At 49.5% G+C, this 20,247-nt stretch carries 18 protein-coding genes and 1 riboswitch; all 18 genes read left to right on the plus strand.

Annotated features, from left to right (window positions below; all coding sequences use genetic code 11):
* The first annotated feature begins 125 nt into the window (after positions 1–125).
* The 18 genes from mfd (at position 126) to ABN764_RS28920 (ending at position 20,162) form a co-directional block, all read left to right on the plus strand.
* Positions 126–3,656 carry a transcription-repair coupling factor gene (gene mfd, locus ABN764_RS28835; protein WP_021255236.1) on the plus strand — a complete coding sequence of 1,177 codons (3,531 nt, stop codon included), beginning with the start codon at positions 126–128 and terminating at the stop codon, positions 3,654–3,656.
* A complete protein-coding gene (locus tag ABN764_RS28840) occupies positions 3,643–4,707 on the plus strand; it encodes a peptidylprolyl isomerase (protein ID WP_268627258.1) in 1,065 nt (354 codons plus the stop codon). Before mfd ends, ABN764_RS28840 begins: the two co-directional genes overlap by 14 nt.
* Before the next feature lie 624 nt (positions 4,708–5,331).
* A complete protein-coding gene (gene spoVT, locus ABN764_RS28845; protein ID WP_021255234.1) occupies positions 5,332–5,874 on the plus strand; it encodes a stage V sporulation protein T in 543 nt (180 codons plus the stop codon).
* Positions 5,875–6,175: 301 nt separating this feature from the next.
* Positions 6,176–7,813: a putative polysaccharide biosynthesis protein gene (locus ABN764_RS28850; RefSeq protein ID WP_446673802.1), complete on the plus strand. Its 1,638-nt coding sequence runs from the start codon at positions 6,176–6,178 to the stop codon at positions 7,811–7,813.
* A gap of 63 nt (positions 7,814–7,876) precedes the next feature.
* Positions 7,877–9,397, plus strand: a complete 1,521-nt coding sequence (gene yabN, locus ABN764_RS28855) for a bifunctional methyltransferase/pyrophosphohydrolase YabN (protein ID WP_174809753.1) — start codon at positions 7,877–7,879, stop codon at positions 9,395–9,397.
* A gap of 187 nt (positions 9,398–9,584) precedes the next feature.
* Positions 9,585–9,857 carry an HU family DNA-binding protein gene (locus tag ABN764_RS28860; RefSeq protein ID WP_021255231.1) on the plus strand — a complete coding sequence of 91 codons (273 nt, stop codon included), beginning with the start codon at positions 9,585–9,587 and terminating at the stop codon, positions 9,855–9,857.
* Positions 9,857–10,135 carry an RNA-binding S4 domain-containing protein gene (locus ABN764_RS28865; protein WP_005545548.1) on the plus strand — a complete coding sequence of 93 codons (279 nt, stop codon included), beginning with the start codon at positions 9,857–9,859 and terminating at the stop codon, positions 10,133–10,135. The genes ABN764_RS28860 and ABN764_RS28865 overlap by 1 nt, the downstream gene beginning before the upstream one ends.
* Positions 10,136–10,392: 257 nt before the next feature.
* A riboswitch (PreQ1 riboswitch) is annotated at positions 10,393–10,436 on the plus strand.
* Positions 10,437–10,602: 166 nt separating this feature from the next.
* Positions 10,603–11,370 (plus strand): 7-cyano-7-deazaguanine synthase QueC, encoded by a 768-nt coding sequence (gene queC, locus ABN764_RS28870; protein ID WP_174809752.1) that lies wholly within the window; start codon positions 10,603–10,605, stop codon positions 11,368–11,370.
* Positions 11,367–11,855, plus strand: a complete 489-nt coding sequence (queD, locus tag ABN764_RS28875; protein WP_174809751.1) for a 6-carboxytetrahydropterin synthase QueD — start codon at positions 11,367–11,369, stop codon at positions 11,853–11,855. The genes queC and queD overlap by 4 nt, the downstream gene beginning before the upstream one ends.
* Positions 11,852–12,577, plus strand: coding sequence for a 7-carboxy-7-deazaguanine synthase QueE (gene queE / locus ABN764_RS28880; RefSeq protein WP_446673803.1), 726 nt, complete (start codon positions 11,852–11,854; stop codon positions 12,575–12,577). The genes queD and queE overlap by 4 nt, the downstream gene beginning before the upstream one ends.
* 121 nt (positions 12,578–12,698) lie before the next feature.
* Complete coding sequence (queF, locus tag ABN764_RS28885) at positions 12,699–13,190, plus strand: preQ(1) synthase (RefSeq protein WP_028532541.1); 492 nt, start codon at positions 12,699–12,701, stop codon at positions 13,188–13,190.
* Positions 13,191–13,348: 158 nt separating this feature from the next.
* On the plus strand, positions 13,349–13,636 hold the full coding sequence (gene yabP, locus ABN764_RS28890) for a sporulation protein YabP (RefSeq protein WP_021255187.1): 288 nt from the start codon (positions 13,349–13,351) through the stop codon (positions 13,634–13,636).
* Positions 13,633–14,277, plus strand: a complete 645-nt coding sequence (gene yabQ, locus ABN764_RS28895) for a spore cortex biosynthesis protein YabQ (protein ID WP_446673804.1) — start codon at positions 13,633–13,635, stop codon at positions 14,275–14,277. Before yabP ends, yabQ begins: the two co-directional genes overlap by 4 nt.
* 44 nt (positions 14,278–14,321) lie before the next feature.
* Positions 14,322–14,654, plus strand: a complete 333-nt coding sequence (locus ABN764_RS28900) for an FtsB family cell division protein (protein WP_021255189.1) — start codon at positions 14,322–14,324, stop codon at positions 14,652–14,654.
* 129 nt (positions 14,655–14,783) lie between these two features.
* Positions 14,784–15,257 carry a S1 domain-containing RNA-binding protein gene (locus tag ABN764_RS28905; RefSeq protein WP_021255190.1) on the plus strand — a complete coding sequence of 158 codons (474 nt, stop codon included), beginning with the start codon at positions 14,784–14,786 and terminating at the stop codon, positions 15,255–15,257.
* A gap of 447 nt (positions 15,258–15,704) precedes the next feature.
* Positions 15,705–18,224, plus strand: a complete 2,520-nt coding sequence (spoIIE, locus tag ABN764_RS28910) for a stage II sporulation protein E (RefSeq protein ID WP_446673810.1) — start codon at positions 15,705–15,707, stop codon at positions 18,222–18,224.
* Positions 18,225–18,373: 149 nt separating this feature from the next.
* Positions 18,374–19,141 carry a vWA domain-containing protein gene (locus ABN764_RS28915; protein WP_028532538.1) on the plus strand — a complete coding sequence of 256 codons (768 nt, stop codon included), beginning with the start codon at positions 18,374–18,376 and terminating at the stop codon, positions 19,139–19,141.
* Positions 19,095–20,162 carry a protein kinase domain-containing protein gene (locus ABN764_RS28920; RefSeq protein WP_446673805.1) on the plus strand — a complete coding sequence of 356 codons (1,068 nt, stop codon included), beginning with the start codon at positions 19,095–19,097 and terminating at the stop codon, positions 20,160–20,162. Before ABN764_RS28915 ends, ABN764_RS28920 begins: the two co-directional genes overlap by 47 nt.
* The last annotated feature ends 85 nt before the right edge of the window (positions 20,163–20,247 follow it).

Raw genomic sequence — 20,247 nt, forward strand, 5'->3', positions numbered from 1 at the left:
GCAATGGGAGTTAGCGTCAGCCTTGGCTTGTCAGCCGAGGCTTATTTTGGATGAGGGTAACGTATATAACCTTACTAGTTATACCTTGTAGTATTTATTGTGGGTGAGAAAGAGGTGCCTATCTTTTGTTGAATGCACTCATGCAAGCTTTATCAGAAGAACGTGATATTGAATCGATTGCTGCGGGTGTCCGTGCAGGAATGAAGGAGCAATTGGTATCCGGCTTGTCCGGTTCAGCTCGTCAGGTGATGATGGCGGCACTTCAGATGCAGTTGGATCGTCCAGTACTCGTCGTCACACACAACATGTTCTCTGCACAAAAAGTAGCTGATGACCTGCAGGAATGTTTGTCGGCGGATCAAGTGCTCTTATACCCGGCCAATGAGTTGGTAGCTGCAGAAGCAGCGATATCAAGTCCAGAAGTGATTGCGCAGCGCATCGAAGTGCTTACCCGGTGTGCACGTGGATTCCGTGGGATAATCGTAACGCCGTATGCGGGATTGCGGCGCTTTTTGCCTGCCCGCGAGATGATGGCTGAGGCTGGCATATCTCTGTCGCTAGGCGATGAGCTTCCACTGGAAACCTTCCTGGCAGAAATGGTTGCGTGCGGCTATGAGCGTACAGAACGTGTCGAGGCCAAGGGAGAGATGAGCGTCCGTGGTGGGATTGTAGATATTTATCCAATCACAGCTCCTTATCCGTATCGAATTGAATGGTTCGATGATGAAATTGACTCCATTCGCTCATTCGACACCCAGGATCAACGTTCTATCGATAAGCTGAAGCAATTGACAATACTGCCTTGCAAAGACTTAATTGCAGACGAGACACGCTTCGCCGCTGCGGCTGAGGCGACTTTTGCACGTCTTGAAGAACAGCTGGGCAAGATGTCCGATCGCCAAGTAAAGGAGAAGCTTGAGCGGGAAATCGGGCATGATATCGAACGGATGAGAGGTTCTGTTTATTTTACAGAGCTCTATAAATACGTGGCGCTGCTCTATCCAGAGAAGCACACATTATATGATTATATGCCGAAGGACACGCTGCTTGTCGTAGATGAGCCTGCTAGAGTCATGGAGACAGCCAAACAGCTTGAACGAGATGAACTGGAGTGGAGCACACACTTGTTGTCGAATGGCAAGACATTGCCAGCGCTTCCTCTAGGAGTGACATCTGACGTCGCAATGGGCAAGCGCCCATTCCAGACCGTATTTATGGCGCTGTTCCTCAGACAGGTTCCTCATACGCAGCCGCAAAATATCGTGAACGTCATGTGCCGGTCCATGCAGAACTTCCATGGACAAATGAATGTCTTGAAAGCAGAAATGGAACGGTGGAAGAAGTCAGGCGCCAACGTCATTATGCTGGCGAACGGTGATGAACGAATTGAACGGATGCGTCGTGTGCTTCAGGATTACGCAATACCTGAGCCTACGATTTTAAAGGGCAACCTGCAGACAGGCTTTGAGCTCCCGTCCATTCACCTTGTAGTTATTACTGAGGGTGAGATGTTCTCCGGCAAGCAGCGGAAGACACGCCGCACGGAACTGAACGCGAAGGTGGACAATGCGGAACGGATTCGCAGCTATACGGAACTGAAGGTCGGCGATTATGTCGTCCATCAGAATCATGGCATTGGTAAGTATATTGGAATTGGGACGCTGGAGATTAACGGTATCCATAAGGACTATCTGCATATTTTGTATGCGGGTGGGGATAAACTATCTGTCCCAGTGGATCAGCTTCATCTCATCCAGCGTTATGTGAGCTCGGAAGAGAAGGAGCCGAAAATCTATAAGCTGGGTGGAACCGAGTGGACGAAGGTTAAGAGTAAAGTTCGTTCCTCCGTGAAGGACATTGCTGACGACTTGATCAAGCTGTACGCAGCAAGACAAGCATCTAGTGGTTATGCCTTCGAGAAGGACACACCAGAGCAGCGGGAATTCGAGGATATGTTCCCCTATGATGAGACGCGAGATCAACTGCGTGCCATCGAAGAAATTAAGCAGGATATGGAGAAGGCGAGTCCGATGGATCGTCTATTGTGCGGTGACGTAGGGTACGGCAAGACGGAAGTTGCGGTTCGAGCTGCCTTCAAGGCCGCAATCGAAGGCAAGCAGGTGGCGATACTCGTACCAACAACCATCTTGGCACAGCAGCACTATGAGACGTTCCGTGAGCGATTTGCCGATTATCCATTTAATATTCAGGTTCTTAGCCGATTCCGTTCCCGCAAGGAACAGAACGAATCCATGAAAGGGCTAAAGTCGGGTGTTGTCGACGTCATTATCGGCACTCACCGCCTGCTCTCTCAGGATGTTGTTTTCAAAGATTTAGGATTGCTGATTGTTGATGAAGAGCAACGTTTTGGCGTGACGCACAAGGAGAAGCTGAAAAAGCTGAAGATGAATGTCGACGTGCTGACGCTGACGGCGACACCTATTCCGCGTACCCTGCATATGTCCATGCTCGGTGTCCGGGATTTGTCGGTTATCGAGACACCGCCAGAAAACCGATTCCCTGTTCAGACCTACGTGCTTGAATACAGCGATAATTTAGTTCGCGAGGCAATAGAACGAGAGCTGGCAAGAGGCGGGCAGGTCTACTTCCTGTTCAACCGAGTGCAGGGGATTCATCAGATGGCCGACCATATTAAAATGCTCGTGCCGGATGCCCGTGTGACGGTAAGCCATGGGCAAATGTCCGAGACAGAGCTGGAGAAGACAATTCTCGACTTCTTGGATGGGGAATACGATGTGCTCGTCAGCACCAGTATTATAGAGACAGGCGTAGACATTCCGAACGTGAACACGCTCATCGTTCATGATGCGGACAAGATGGGTCTGTCGCAGCTGTATCAGTTGCGTGGGCGAGTGGGCCGCTCGAACCGGATTGCTTATGCTTACTTCACTTATCAGCGCGACAAGGTACTGAACGAGGTGGCAGAGAAGCGGCTTCAGGCGATTAAGGAGTTCACCGAGCTTGGTTCCGGATTCAAAATTGCGATGCGCGACTTATCCATCCGAGGGGCGGGTAATCTGCTAGGTGCGGAGCAGCATGGATTTATTGCATCTGTTGGATTTGATCTATACTCGCAGATGCTTGCAGATGAGGTGAACAAGCGCAAGGCGGAGATCGATGGTGTCGCTATTGAGGATCAGCAGGAGCTTACAACCCTCATCGACCTGAACGTAGATGCGTATTTGCCGCCGAATTATATTTATGATAGTATTCAGAAGATTGAGATTTATAAAAAGGTAGCGGGACTTGCTACATTGGATGAAGTCGAAGAACTGCGGGATGAACTCATCGACCGCTTTGGTGAACCACCTCTTGCTGTCCTTCAATTACTCGCTGTCGCTAGGCTGAAGCTTCATGCGAAGCAGTATGGATGGGAGTCAATTGTACAGCGTGGAGATGTGGTCACGATCAAGGTCCATTCTTCGGCGGATCCGTGGTTAGACCGCAAGAAGATGGCTGCTGTTGCATCTAAACTCGACAGACGGATTAATGTCGATCAAGAGGCTTGCGGTGCTGTGAAGTTCAATGCACGAGGCGTTGATGCGCTGCAGCTGTTAATGATACTAGAGCAATTCATGCAGGAAGCTAAGGGTGCCATCAAATCGAAGGGAGAATTGCAGAATGTTGCAAAATAACAAGACGCGTTCCAAGAAGTGGTTGTTGCTGGCATTGTCTGCGGTACTCGCAATATCCGTATTAGCCGGATGCGGCAACAAAGACGAGAAGTCAGCGGGCAAGGCAACCGACAACAGTAAAGTCGTTGCTACGTATGAGGGAGGACAGATTACACAGAATGATTTCGACAAAGAAATCTCGAACATGCTGTTCTTCTATCCGGAATACGAGCAGATCATTAGCATGGATCAATTCCGCGACTACTTCGTGAAGCAGCAAATCGCGTATCGCTATTTGGATGGCAAAGCACCGGAGAAAGCAAAGCAAACCGGTAAAGATAAAGCCAAAGAACAAATTGGCTTGATGAAGAAGCAAGTCGGAGACAAGCAGTTCAAAGAAATGCTGGACAAGCGCAAACTTACGGAAGAGGAAATTACGGAGTATATGACGCGCATCTTGACCGTTGTACAGGATTACAACGGCAAGGTAACGGAAGATCAGCTCAAGGCTGAGTTCGAGAAGAATAAGAAGGATATGACAACTGCTTCCGTTCGTCATATTCTCATTGGATTCAAGGACAAAGAAGGCAAAGAGCGCAAAAAAGAAGATGCTCTGAAGATGGCTAAGGATGTACAAGCTCGTCTGAAGAAGGGTGAAGACTTCGCGAAGTTGGCTGAGACAACGTCTGAGGATCCAGGTTCCGCTAAGACTGGTGGTCTGTACAAGGACGCTGCTGTAAGTCAATGGGTACCGCAATTCAAGGAAGCTGCCTTGACATTGCCGCTTAACCAAGTGAGCGATCCAGTTGAGACAGACTACGGCTACCACGTTATGCGCGTGGAAGATCGTAAAGAGAAGGAATACAGCAAGTTGACAGAAGAAGAGAAGGAAGCATTGCGTACGCGTGCAGCTTCTGAGCTGATGAACAACTTCATGCAGAAGGATCTGGATAAGCTGATCAAGAAAATCGACCTTCCTAAGACGGAGACAAAGCCGGAAGAGAAGAAGGACGAGAAAAAAGATCAGAATACAGAAGCTCCTAAAGATACAAAAGCAGAATCAGGCAAGTAAAGGCATGCCGCGAGATGATATGTCATCATCTCGTGCCGTAGCCCTTTCCCCTCAAGGGGAAGGGGCTATTTTTCGCGGAAGGTATGGAAACGGAATGAAATATCCATAAAAACAATAAAAAGTTTTCATTTCCGGTTTCATCCTCTAAAAATACGTTTATTTACATTTGTCATGGCTTGGGGAAAATTAGACATACTATGTTAGCGGCTATTCAAATTACTACCGGTCGTAATTTGGATGGTGTTATCTTTTCACTGTGTACACAGAAGTAAAATCCAAAAGTACGATGATGAAGTTTGATACTAAAGCAAATCCAACATTTCGCATTGATGTCGAAAAAGATAAGCTTTTTTTCGACAAAATCAGAGGAAAAAACTAAAAAATTCCGGTATATTGATGTAAAATGTGAAAATTTTAAGAATTCGTTCTAAAAAAATGTCGGTTAGTGTCGAAAAATGTGATTTTTTTTGCAACTTGGATGGCATTACCTACGTATGATGTGTATGTATAAGAACTTGGGAGCAGATGAATACTATGGTCAGTATTACAAACCATTCCGCATCCCTCCTAATTAACAATAATACAGTAAATCGAAAATACTTACTGAAAGCGGGGCAACTCATAATGAAAGCTACTGGAATTGTACGTCGTATCGATGACCTCGGACGTGTTGTAATCCCTAAAGAAATTCGTCGCACTTTGCGCATTCGCGAGGGAGATCCTCTTGAAATTTTCGTTGATCGTGATGGAGAGGTTATCCTTAAGAAATATTCCCCAATTGGTGAATTGGGCGACTTCGCTAAGGAATATGCGGAATCCTTGTATGAGAGCACAGGACATATCACAATGATCTCTGACCGTGATACTGTAATCGCAGTTGCTGGCGGATCGAAGAAAGAATACATGGACAAGCAAATCGGGATGTTGCTTGAGAACTGTATGGAAAACCGCAAGACGATGATCGAAACGAACGCAGGCAATTATGAAATCGTAAAAGACAGCCAAGAAGCTTTCTCTTCTTTCGTTGTTGCTCCAATCGTTGCTGGTGGAGATCCTATCGGTACAGTTGTTATGCTTAACAAAGACGACAGCGTGAAAATGAGCCAAATGGAAGTGAAAATGTCGGAAACGGCTGCTGGCTTCCTTGGTAAGCAAATGGAGCAGTAATCCGAAATTTGCTAACGAAAGTCCCTGCTCATACAGGATGCGTGTATACGTAGCTTGAGCGATGCAGGGGCTTTTTTTGTGCTCTGAGCTCTAATATCCAGTCATCCCTACGCCGTTGCAGAGGCATATTGATTAGCCGTATTTTTTTCTTGTTGGGCAGGAGCGCTGAAAATACGAGATTGCAGACATCATAGACGGTGCTGCAGCTTCTATGCATGGAGCTTGTCCAGGCGAGGAGGAATTGGCCTGTCTTGATATGCTATAATACGTTACGAATGTTAGAGATGGGCGGGGATGACGGTTGAACAAACGAACCCCCCGAGTTGCGGGGCAAGTTATGTCCGGCGCTTTACTGCTAGGCATGGCGACGATAGTGTCGAAGGTGATCGGAACACTGCAGAAAATCCCGCTGCAAAATATCGGGGGAGACGGTGTATTCGGCATATATAACGCGGTATACCCATTCTATGTGCTGCTAGTAGCGATAGCTAGTGCGGGTATTCCAGTTGCGGTAGCACGGCTCGTGGCAGAATGCGAGGCAGCTGGGGATGAGGTAGGCTCTGAACAGGTGCTTCTAGCATCCAGTCTGCTCATGACGGTTACTGGGATTGCCGGGTTCTTCGCTATGCTGGCTGGCGCAGAACAGATCGCCAGTTGGATTGGCAATCAACATACGGTGGCCGCTATCCAGAGTGCTGCCTATGCGCTGCTTGTAATGCCGCTTGCCGCTGCTCTCCGAGGCTACGATCAGGGCAGTGGACGGATGACGTCAACAGCTGTATCACAGGTTATCGAGCAGACAGGACGCGTAGCGGTCATGATTGGGTTTCTGCTGTACTATAGTCATCTGGGCGCAGCGGATGAGACAATCGCTGCAGGAGCTACGTTTGGATCATTTGCGGGTGGTCTATGCGGGTTGCTAACTATGATGATCTTCCGCTGGAGGGAGAAGCGTAGAAGCCACAGTCGACTGCGGAAAAAACCGCAATTAGGGATGAGGCAGCAGGCAGGCGCCGTCTGGAGCTGGATTCGGAAGCTGACATGGACTGCCCTGCCAATTTGTTTAGGTGCAATTGTGCTGCCAGCGGTAAATGTAGTGGATGTATTTACGGTGCCTCGGTTTCTGCTGCAGCAAGGGTGGAGTGAGGCAGAGGCACTCGCACAGTTCGGCGTGTACAGCCGGGCGTATCCTCTTGTGCAACTTGTCACAATGGTGGCGAGCTCACTTGCTGTGGGGGTCGTCCCGATGGTGGCGTCGCTCATGCGCAGAGAGGGTACTGTCGGTCTTGCGCCGACTATTAAGATAGCTCTTCGCTGGTCGTGGATGCTTGGTCTTGCTGCTACCGTCGGGCTCGTCGCCTTGGCGGAGCCGCTCAATGTGGCGTTATACACGGACAGCGCGGGAACGCTGACGTTCGTGCTGGTGGCATCCACGGCTGTAAGCGGCGTATTCCACGCCGTGTCAGCCGCGCTGCTGCAGGGCATAGGCGCGGTGCGTGCGCCAGCCGTGCATCTTGTATGCGCCGCAATCGTGAAGGCGGCGCTGAATGTATGGCTGATCCCGGCCTACGGCATTGCCGGGGCAGCCATCTCTGCTGCGGCCTCGCTTGGTCTGGCCGCAGCATTGAACGCGCATGCGCTCGCCGTCGCAAGCGGCGTGCACTTCGCCGCCTGGGGCGCTCGCAGCGCGCGCCTTGCGCTGGCGCTTGGCGGCATGGCTGCAGGCGTCAGCCTGGCCGCGGCCGTTCCGGCATGGCTTGGCGCTTCTGGCCGCTTAGCGGCCGTGCTCGCCGTAGCCGTAGGCGTGCCGCTTGGCGCGGCTATATTCGCCCTGCTAGCCATCGCACTCGGTGCAGTTCGGCCGCAGGAACTGGCCGAGCTGCCGCGCATCGGGCCGAAGCTTGCTTCATTCGCTGCGCGATTCTCGCCCCGCATGTGATTCTGTGAGCAGAAGTGTGGGGAATAATACACAGTGATGCAACAATCGAAGGGAGATTCATTCATGCCTGGAACCATTACTGTCGTCGGGCTCGGCTCCGGCGATGAAAGTCAATTGACGTTAGCCGTATGGAACTTGCTGCGCGAGGCAAAGCAATTGTACGTACGCACGGCTGACCATCCGGTAATCGCATATTTGCAACAGAATGATGTCGCATTTCGCTCATTCGATTCCGTATATGAAATGCAAGACGATTTCCCATCGGTGTACAAAGAAATTGTTCGCCAATTGATGGCAGCTGCTGCTGTCAGTCCCGAGAATCCAATTGTATACGCGGTTCCTGGGCATCCGATGGTCGCAGAGTCAACGGTTCGCTTGCTGCGGGATCAATGCTCGGAACAGGGCATTGAGCTGCGAATTATCGGGGGAGAGAGCTTCCTGGATCAGGCGTTCCTACGTTTCGGATTCGATCCGATTGAAGGGTTCCAACTGCTTGATGCGGCCGGACTGCAGGCTGATGGCTTGAACCCAAGGTTGCACACCGTGATTGGACAAGTGTATGATACGTTTACAGCGTCTGATGTGAAGCTGGGACTGATGGAAGTATATCCGGAAGACTATGAAGTCGTAGTAGGCCATGCGCTTGGCGTAGAAGGCATGGAGCATATGCAGCGTATTCCGCTGTATGAGCTGGATCGCATTGAAGGCTACGGCAATCTATCCCTAATTTGGGTTCCACGCACCGACAGTGATGAAGTGCGCAAGCGCACATTCGGTCGCCTGCATGAGATTGTATCGATCTTGCGAAGCCCTGGAGGATGTCCATGGGATCAAGAGCAGACACATGAATCGATTCGCAAAAATCTGATCGAGGAGACGTATGAAGTACTCGAAACGATTGATGACGATGATCCAACTGCGATGCAGGAGGAGCTCGGCGATTTGCTGTTGCAAATTATGCTGCACTCCCAAATGGAGGAAGAAGTGGGTACATTCAGTGTATACGATGTCATCCAATCATTGAATGAGAAGCTTATTTTCCGCCACCCGCATGTATTTGGTAATCAGCATGCAGAAGATGTCGAATCCGCGCTTGGAACATGGGAACAGATGAAGGCAGAGGAGCAGCAGATCAAGGGAATTACGGACGCGAGACCTTCCGTACTGGACGGTGTGCCGCGTGACTTGCCTGCGCTCATGAAGGCCTATAAGCTGCAGAAAAAGGCGGCTAAAGTCGGATTTGACTGGGACAATGCCAAGGATGTACTTGACAAAGTGGCCGAAGAATTGCAAGAATTGCGAGAGGCGATACGAGATGCGGGATCGGATCAAGACGATGCCGTGAAGGATGAAGAGCTGGATCATGCGCGCGAGGAACTCGGCGATCTATTATTCGCTGTCGTGAATGTATCTCGGTTCATTGACGCCGATCCAGAAGAGTCGTTAACATATACGAACCGTAAATTTGTACGCCGATTTCAATACATCGAAGAACAACTTCGTATAAAGGGTAAATCTTTTGACCAAACTGATTTACTAGAAATGGAGCAATGGTGGCAGGAAGCGAAGCGCTTAGAGCCATAATGCTTGGGGTGCAGCGGACTACTGCTCTCTATTTTTCGTCAAAATATGAAAAAATGCCGCACCCGGGAAGGAATTTGGTGATGAAGCAAGAATACATACAAGCATCAACATTCCAAGGCTCGGGCAAGCGCCTGTAGACCATTATTCATTTCAACTATGAAAAAGAGGAATTGGGAGGACAATACACATGAACAAAACAGATTTGATCAACAACATTTCCACAAAAAGCGGTTTGACTAAGAAGGACGTTGAATCCGTACTGAACGGCTTCTTTGGTGAAGTAACTGACGCTTTGGCTAGTGGCGACAAAGTTCAATTGATCGGCTTCGGCACATTCGAAACACGCAAGCGCGCTGGCCGTACAGGTCGCAACCCGCAAACAGGTAACACAATCGAGATTCCTGAATCTACAGTTCCTGCATTCAAAGCGGGCAACAAGCTTAAAGAAGCTGTAAAATAATGCGTCTAGACAAGTTCCTGAAAGTATCGCGGCTCATCAAGCGGCGTACTGTCGCGAAGGATGTGTCCGAGCAGGGGCGTGTTGAACTGAATGGCCGTGAAGCGAAGCCGAGCACGACAGTGAAGGTCGGCGACGAGATTACGGTACAATTCGGGCAGAAGCTCGTCACCGTCCGGGTAGAGCGTCTCCAAGAGACGACGAAGAAGGAAGAGGCGGCGGGCATGTATACGCTGCTGAAGGAAGAAGCAATTCCAAGAGACAACGGATTGAACTGGTAACAGCCAGTCCATTGCGATAGAAATGCATATTCCAACGAGCAAGGAAGCGGTTATCCGTCTGAGAAGACGGAACCGCTTCTTTTTGATTTGCGAGGAAACATTCAGTGGTGTTGAGCAGCTGTATATAGGTCTCTCCTTGATATAGAGCATTATGGGTATTCGGTCATGGTGCTATCATGTGGAGGTCATACGCGCTATAATGGAATAAGTAATCCCACTGAGGCGGGATTCAACATCATAACATTCCGTGCTACAGCACGGGAGAGGTTCGCAATCTCCCTCTATAAAAAACTAAGGCTGACAGCATCCTACAGGGCTATCTTTCCTTAGTGCTGTCTTTTTTTTGTGCTTACAGGAGCTGTATATCGGCTAAAGCCAACGAACAGCCAACCTGAGCAAGCACAGGCCTTCTGTCTTAGGAGACCCTTCTATAGGGCTGTGAGGGGACAGGAAAGGATGAAGAATACATGAAGCAAGTAAATGAACAAGTAAGCAACGACCACGTTTCCTCAGCTGGCGAAGCGGCTTGGAATGCAGATTCCCGTAGCCAAGCACATGCGGGACGGAAGCAAGGCAAGGCTGTCGTCGTCTTTAGTGGCGGGCAAGACAGCACAACCTGTCTTTTTTGGGCACTGCAGCGATTTGAGGAAGTCGAGACGATCACCTTTGACTATGGACAACGCCATAAGTCAGAGCTAGAGCATGCGAAGGCGATTGCCGGCAAGTTGGGTGTACCGCACCGGATCCTCGATATGTCCTTGCTCAATCAACTGGCTCCCAATGCGTTGACGCGAGACGACATCGCAATTGAACAGGAAGAAGGCGAAATTCCGAGCACCTTTGTGGAAGGACGGAACTTATTGTTCTTTTCCTTCGCCGCTGTCTATGCGAAGCAGATTGGAGCACGTCATATTGTTACAGGTGTATGTGAGACGGACTTCAGTGGTTATCCAGACTGCCGCGACGTATTCGTCAAATCACTCAATGTTACGCTGAATCTGGCGATGGATTATGGATTTGTACTGCATACCCCGCTGATGTGGCTGGATAAGGCAGATACGTGGCGTCTCGCTGACGAACTCGGTGCCTTTGAATTCGTTCGTACCGAGACGGTAACTTGCTACAACGGACTTCCGGGAGATGGATGCGGAGAATGCCCGTCCTGCAAGCTGCGCAAGGCAGGACTTGAACGTTACCTGATGGAACGTAAGCAAGGAGAGGGGGCAAGCCGATGAGTACTCCTGGGCCATTCCGTATCGTCGATAAGCTGCAAGTGCTGGGAGCCGACATTTCACAGGATTCGCTGCGTTATCACCGTCATCGGGTACTTGTGAGCAAAGAGTTTACCTTCGATGCTGCCCACCATTTACATGCTTATGAAGGCAAATGTAAAAACCTTCATGGGCATACGTACAAGGTTGTTTTTGGGTTAAGCGGATTTGTAAATGAAATCGGGCTGGCGCTCGATTTTGGAGATATAAAGGAGATTTGGAAGGATAGAATCGAGCCTTATCTCGATCATCGTTACTTGAATGAAACACTTCCACCGATGAATACAACGGCAGAGAACATGGTCGTGTGGTTGTATGAACAAATGCAAGTTGCATTGCAAACTGAACCTTACGCAGAGCGATGCGAAGGGGGAAGAGTAGAATTTGTTCGGCTCTATGAGACTCCGACCAGCTATGCAGAAGCACGACGGGAGTGGATGGAGCAATGACGATTCCTGTTCTCGAAATATTTGGCCCTACTGTGCAGGGAGAAGGGCTTCTAGTCGGCCAGAAGACGATGTTCGTCCGTACAGCCGGCTGTGATTACCGCTGCTCTTGGTGCGATTCTGCCTTCACATGGGATGGTTCTGCCAAAGATGACATCCGTCAGTTGACGGCAGATGATGTTATTGAAGAGCTGGATCATCTGGCAAAGGGGCGCTATGGGCATGTTACGATCTCTGGCGGCAACCCAGCCTTGCTGGAAGGTATGGGCGAGTTGGTTCAACGTCTCGGGGAACGCGGGGTTCGCACGGCTGTAGAGACACAGGGATCACGCTGGCAGGACTGGCTCTTGGATATTGATGATGTCACGCTGTCTCCGAAGCCGCCAAGCTCTGAGATGGGTACGAACTTCACACGCTTGGATGAGATCGTAGGCAAGCTATGGAATCGGTCTGCACGCAAGGGACTATGCCTGAAGGTCGTTGTGTTCAATGAAGATGACATGCAGTATGCGATAGAAATTCATGAACGCTACCCTGGGATTCCATTCGTCATGCAGACGGGGAATGAGGATATCCATAGCGGAGATGACCAGGAGTTGGTACAGAAGCTGCTTCGACAATATGAATGGTTGATAGATAAGGTTGCTTCAGAACCGCGCTTGAACCAGATACGCGTGCTGCCTCAGCTGCACACATTGGTGTGGGGCAACAAGCGTGGCGTCTAGCGCGATGACTATCTCTACCTACACAGGTGGAATGGAGTTCTAGATACAAGTATGGCTCGTACAACTCATGCAGGATTACAGGTTATCCTACGAAAATGATACCGAAGGAGATTCAATGACGATGGCAGGAAGAAATGAAGCAGAATTGCATTTGAAGCAGCTTGGATTAAAGACGGAGTACCCGTCAGACTATGCACCAGACATTTTGGAGTCATTCGACAACAAACATCCTAACCGGGATTATTTCGTCAAATTCAATTGTCCGGAATTTACAAGTCTATGTCCGATTACGGGACAGCCAGACTTTGCGACCATTTACATCAGCTATATCCCGGGTGTGAAATGTGTGGAGAGCAAGTCACTCAAGCTGTATTTGTTCAGTTTCCGCAACCATGGCGACTTCCATGAGGATTGCGTGAACATCATTATGAATGATCTGATTAAACTGCTTGATCCGAGATATATCGAGGTATGGGGCAAATTTACCCCGCGTGGCGGCATCTCGATTGACCCGTACTGCAACTATGGCCAGCCGGGAACGAAATATGAAGAGATGGCTGCTCATCGATTGATGAACCATGATATGTATCCAGAGAAGGTAGACAACCGCTAAGGTATAAGATGCTGGCAACGACTGAGCAATCACAATAAATAGAGCAAGCGAAGAGAGAGAGTATACGTTCATAGTATAATCCTCTCTCCTTGCTATAGTTGCAGTTCTAATCTTCAATCTCCTTCATAAGCTAGTGTTGAGAAGGAGGGGTACATGCCATGGTTGATTTCAATAAGCCAGCGGCCAAGCGCCAAGAAGTGAAGATGATGAACCGCAAGCTCCTCGAGATTAGCGGAGTGAGCAAGGTAGAGAGCTTCGACAGTGAGGAGTTCCTGCTTGATACAGAATGCGGCTTCTTGACGATACGCGGCCACAATTTGCATATTAAAAATTTGAGCCTGGAACAAGGCTTGGTTGCCATCGAAGGTACGGTCAACTCCCTGACCTATTTGGATGCGAATGCGCAGGACAAGTCGAAGGGCTTTTTCGGTAAGTTATTCAAGTGAACCTCCACACTCAATGGATGACCGTGATGCTCATGATGATGAGCGGACTTGCGCTTGGTCTGGTGTTCGACAGCTACCGTGTCGTCGCAGGCCAATTCAAGTTTCCACGGTGGACGCTGCCTGTATTTGATCTACTCTATTGGCTGGCAGCGACGCTATTCGTGTTCCAAATGCTCGTGAAGGGCAATCAGGGAGAATTAAGATTTTATGTGCTGCTTGGTCTAGCAGCAGGCGCATGGCTGTATGCTGTCTTTCTTAGCAGAATAACCGTTATGATTGTGAAATGGGTAGTTGCCGCCATAAAGGCCATATGGCACTTCGCAATGCGGTGTGTGTATGTGCTTATTGTACTGCCGTTCAAAGGGATATGGGCAGGAATAAAAGCACTTACATTATTTTTCATATCGTCTGCTATGTTCCTCCTCAAAATTGTGCTACAATGTTTACGACCGCTCTGGCTGCTCATCGCATGGTTGTTCAAGCCGCTTGTCATGCCGCTATGGAACCGATTCAGAATGACGGAACGGTGCAAGGGCATATGGCAAGGGGTGATATCAGCCGGCAAGCGCATTTCCGCGTGGCTCATTGGTGTACGTTTCCAGATGAGGCGGTTCCTTGACCTGTTTAGACGCAAGCGTTAGCGGGTAAGGTGTATCGTGAGCTACTGATACAAGGGGGTGCACGTATGTCGGTGTCTAAATCCCGAAGACATACTCCAAGCCGCAACCAAGATAACAAAATAGCGGGAGCCAAGCGCAGATTGCGCATGTGGCTGATCTTCATGGCGTTGTTTATAGGGTGGGGCACGTATACGTACTTCAGTCAATTGAACACGATGGAAGAGCTTCGCTCAGATTTGAAGGCGCGTGAGAAGGAGAAGGGCGAAGTCGAACAGGTTCGCAACGATCTGCGTCAAGAGGTCGATCGGCTCAATACAACGGAATACATACTGCAATTGGCGCGAAGCCGAGGTATGGTGCTTCCGGACGAACTCCTCATCCGCAAACACGACGAATAGAGCGTAAAATCAGGACAACCGTCGGTTGACCAATGTTGCGCCATTACAGTATAATCACGACATAAGCATTGCTTTTTTGCTTTTGAGCAATGTTCCGTTTAACATTTTAAGGGAGGAACATTTTATTCTATGACAATTGAAGTGGGCACCAAGTTAGAAGGCAAGGTGACAGGGATTACGCATTTTGGAGCGTTCGTTGATCTGTCGGGAGGTGTCACGGGACTGGTTCACATCTCTGAAATTGCCGATAACTATGTCAAGGACGTGAATGACCATTTGAAGATTGACGATACAGTCACGGTCAAAGTTATTAACGTCGACAAGGACGGCAAGATCGGCTTGTCTATTAAGCAAGCAGTCGATAAACCTGTAACGGAACAGAGACCTCCAAGAGGACCTCGTCCGGACCGTCCTCCAGGAAGAGACGGGGGCAATAGCAGGTATGGACACGGGAACCGGGATCGAGGGGGACGCAAGTCGCCTAGTTTCGCTTCTTTTGAGGATAAGATGTCGCGCTTCCTTAAGGATAGTGAAGAACGCATTTCTTCTTTGAAGAAGAATACGGAATCCAAGCGTGGAGGCCGTGGAGCACGCCGCATGTAATCGTCCATGACGACAACGTAATTAAAGCCGCAAGCCGGGCAACCGGTCTTTGCGGTTTTTTGCGTGTGCAGATAAGCAAAACATGTAGACATCCGGACGCCATGATCTGACGGGATCGTCGTTTCCTTGCCGCACAATTGCTGGAAAAACTTTTTTTGTCGTGTCGGCCTGCCTGTACGACAGGTTCTTACGCCTTTCCGTATGCTTTATTGTCAAATGACCGTCGACCCTAGCGGATGAACGACAAAAATATGACATCTTCTCTTCAAAGCTGCTTAAATGGAAATCGGTCAAACCCCTGATACGCCGCACATATTCCGCACTGGGAAGCGCTCGCGACGCTTGTCGGAAAGTTTTTTTGGCCCCTTTCCTTTTTATGACAAACTATTTCTATCACCTTTTCTATAATGAGAGGCACACAATTCATAGAATAGGTGGTGCCAAATGATGAGTAAGACAAAGATCATTCCATTTCCAAAAAGAGGCTGGCAGGATATCAAGGAAGAAGGAACCGGATGGATGAATGCGCCTAGCAAATGGCGTCTGGACGGATTCCAACGTATGCTAGGTACGCGCAAATGGACGATTATGTTCGTCCTGATCGGCTTCCTTCTTGGTCGTGCCATGATCTTGAATGAATTATTCCCGTTTGCGGCTGCCTTTTTTGCGGTTGTATATTTTTCACGCCGGGAGCTGGCTACGTGGGTGGGAACTGCATTACTAGCCGGAAGTTTGTTCGCTCCAGAGCAAATTACGCTAATGATGGGGATGCAGCTGCTGCTCATTGTTCTCATGTATCGCTGCTGGAAGGCTTATGATAGACGTTCGGATATGAACATCGCACCATTGATGGTGTTTACAGCGAGTCTTATTGTGAAGCTGTTTGTCACTTTTCTATCACACTCTTTTACTTGGTATGCCCTAGCAATGGATGTTACAGATGCGGCGCTTGGCTTCGTCTTAACGCTCGTATTTGTTCAAGCCCTGCCCGTACTAACGATGAGTAAACGCAATTATACGCTTCGTGTGGATGAAATGATTTGCCTAATGATTCTGCTTGCTTCTATGATGACAGGTGCTGTCGGCTGGAGTGTACAGGGCATGCAGCTGGATCATATTTTATCACGCTATTTCGTTCTTCTGTTTGCCCTAGTTGGCGGAGCGCCGTTAGGCGCATCAGTAGGCGTTGTGCTAGGACTAATCCTTGGTCTTGCAGAGCCGAGCTCATTATCGCAAATGAGCGTACTAGCCTTCTCTGGTCTGCTTGCAGGACTGCTGCGGGAAGGGAAGCGCTGGGCAGTTGCCTTCGGTATGCTGCTAGGTACGGCAATCTTATCGGTCTATATTGGTCCTCCTGAGCAGGTCATGGTATCGACATGGGAGACGATAGCCGCAGCCGCCCTATTTCTGCTTACTCCCAAATCCATATGCCGCACATTGGCTAAGTATGTCCCAGGGACGAGTGAGCATACGAATTCACAGCATGAATATGCGAAGCGCATGCGCGACATGACGGCAGAGCGTGTACAGCAGTTCTCCAAGGTATTCGATCAGCTGTCACACAGCTTCAAGCAGGCCGCACCTACGACGGCTGGTGATGCACCTGCGCAGGCAGGTGAGGAAGAGAAATCGGATGGAGTTATTGAGGCTGCATCCGTAGTTACATGCGGGGCATGTCCGCGAAGGCAGGCATGTTGGGGCCGCAAGTCGATCCAGACGATGACGATGATGAAGCAAATGCTCGTGAAGGTGGAGGGGAACCCGGAGTTCGCATGGAAGGACAAGCCGCTCCCTCACTCTTGGAAGACACATTGCCTGCGGGCGCATCAGATGCTTACGGTGCTGCGAGATCAGCATATTCGGCACATGCATGAGGAACATTGGCGCAGGCAGCTGCAGGACAGTCGCCAGTTTGTAGCTGAGCAATTATCAGGGGTTTCGCAGGTCATGGACGACTTAGCGAAGGAAATTCAGCGCGAGGGCAGAGAACTGTTCATGCAGGAGGAACAGATCCGTCAGGCCGTAGAAGATCTAGGATTGTCGGTTCACCGTGTAGATATCATGTCACTGGATCCTGGGCGTGTGGAGATTGAAATGGTGCATTCCTTCACGGAAGGATATGATGAATGCCGCAAGCTGATTGCCCCGCTGCTGTCAGATATATTGGGCGAGCATATTGCCGTACGGGACGAATCCATTACCAGATCGGAAGGGCAGGGGGTTGTCTCCTTCGTAACCGCGAAGGCCTTCGAGGTTGATACAGGGATGGCGGGTACTGCCAAGGGAGGTGGAATGCTGTCGGGAGATAGCTTTAGTGCGCTCGAGCTGGGCAGCGGCAAGTTCGCTGTTGCCTTAAGTGACGGAATGGGGAATGGAGAGAGGGCGCGTTTGGAGAGCAGCACGGCACTTCACTTGCTTGCTCAGCTGCTACAGGCAGGAATTGAGGAGCAGTTGGCGATCAAGTCCGTCAATTCGGTGCTGACCCTTCGATCTCCTGATGAAGTGTACGCTACACTAGATTTAGCAATTATTGATTTATTCTCTGCCAAGACGATGTTGATTAAGAGTGGTTCAACGCCAAGCTTCATTAAGCGAGGCGAAGAGGTTCATTTAGTTTCCTCGAACAATTTGCCGATAGGTATATTACAGGATATTGAAATTGAACTGGTTGACGCCTCTCTATCACCGGGTGATATCGTGGTAATGATGACAGACGGGGTATTTGATGCGCCTGGGTCGGCCGTTAATAAGGAATTATGGATGAAGCGGCTCATCCAGGAGCTCGAGACGGACGACCCGCAGGAAATTGCTGATCTCCTGCTAGAGACTGTCATCCGGCATTCGGGCGGACGTATTGATGATGATATGACCATTGTTGTGACGCGTGTAACGAGACATCGACCACAATGGGCGACTTTGCACTGGAGTGGGGGTGATCGAATCGAACGGCCGATGCCTGTCAGTTGATTATCCATGAACAGACAATGAACGATTATTCCTCATTTGCTTCTCAGACTTCTCCCGAGAGGGAGGACTCACACTATGGTTAAACTCTCCTATTATGGGGCACACTAGAACTAGATTCATAGTGACCATAGGGAGATGAATGAAGGATGATGAAGCAAATTCTTCTCATTACGGATGGATGCTCCAATGTAGGCATTCAGCCCGCCATTGCCGCCGCGGAGGCAAGGGAGAACGGAATAACGGTCAATGTAGTCGGCATTGTTGATTATGGTACAATTGGACAATTGGGTGCTTGCGAGATTGAGGAGATTGCTAGTGCAGGCGGTGGTGTAAGCCGCATCGTGCAATCGCATGAGCTGTCACAGACGATTCAGATGATGACACGTAAGACAGTAGTGCAGACGATACAGCAGGCTGTGAATAAGGAATTGAAGCTAATTCTGGGTGATGCTGCAACTGATGGCGTGCAAGCACTTCCACTGGAGAAGCGTTCTGAAGTGGTTCGTGTCATGGACGAAATGACGGAACAGTCAGCGCTCAAGGTGGCGCTGCTTATTGATGCTAGTGCAAGCATGAAGCCGAAGCTGGCTGCAGTCGAGGAAGCGATACGAGATTTAATGCTTAGCCTGCAAGCTCGAAGCGGCAAGAGTGAGCTGTGTGTATTTCATTTTCCTGGCCCATATGGGGGAGAGGAAGCAGTACAGGACTTGGAGTGGACGGATGAAATCACGCGTGCGAAGAAGTTGTTCCAGCGACTGAATATGCGTGGGACAACACCGACTGGCCCGGCTTTGCTGCAAGTCATAGATTATTATCGTGCGGCACCTCGTACTGTGAACAAGGAAGCAGAAGTGGTGCCTATTAATCATCATGAAAGAATGGAAATGGACGGGGTATGGAGTGACTACATCGTTTAAGGAAAGGCGACAACTCAATAGAGCATCCCAAAAATCCCAAAAGGGAGACTCCCACCACCAGTTGCGGGCAGGCATGGTGCTGCATGGGGTATGGAATCACCGTGCCTATCGGATTGAGCGTCTTCTTGGAAGTGGCGCCAATGGGGTAGTCTATCTGGTGACGCTGCTGTCGGCCCCTAATGATGGACGTGGGGGAGCGATAGGCCCCTTTGCGTTGAAAATAAGCGCCAACGCCGTTGATCTCCAATCGGAAGTGAATGCCCTTGGCAGTCTGGAGAAGCAGCGGCGAACGTCCTCCCGAATATCAGCTCACCAAGACAATCGTCCCTTCCTTGTTGATGTAGATGATGCAGATATGAATGGGGAGCGTATATCCTTTTATGTAATGCGCTATGTTCCAGGTGAAAGTATTAAAGCTTACATCCGGAAGAAGGGCCCCAGGTGGTACGGTATAGTGGGGAGCAAACTGCTGGCGAAGCTGCATAATGTACATCGGCATGGATGGGTATTCGGCGATCTTAAGGCGGAAAATGTCATTGTAGGTAATGGCGGAGAGGTTGAGCTTGTTGATTATGGAGGATTAACGAGCAGAGGGAAGAGCGTAAAGCAATTCACTGAAATGTATGATCGGGGGTATTGGCATGCAGGCTCGCGTACAGCAGATGATGGATATGATCTGTTCTCATTTGCCATATTGACGATTCAAGTGCTCGGGGGAAAGGAGTTCCGTGAGCGCATGAAGCGAGCATTGCCCCAAACGCGGGAAGTAAAGGAAGTACTGGAGCTTGTTCATACTCATCCTGTTCTGCGGCATTATGAGTCATGGCTAGTCCATGCGTTAAAGGGGACATTTGCAAATTCGGAAGAAGCATGCCGGATGTGGGATGAATTAAGTCGCCGCTTGCATCGATCGGGGATGCGGCCATATCGGCCAACTCCGCTATGGATGAAGTGGTTTTTTGCTGTATCTGTTATTTTGTTTGCAATTAGTATCGCATGGTGGACAGGAATCCCCTATTAATTTTATAGCCTAAATTGTGGTATATTGGTAACAATCATATGCATCTTATCCGTAGGAACAACGTAGTTATACATACATACTTATT

Origin of the sequence: Paenibacillus wuxiensis (assembly GCF_040195695.1) — a bacterium.
GTDB classification, from domain to species: domain Bacteria; phylum Bacillota; class Bacilli; order Paenibacillales; family Paenibacillaceae; genus Paenibacillus_B; species Paenibacillus_B suaedae.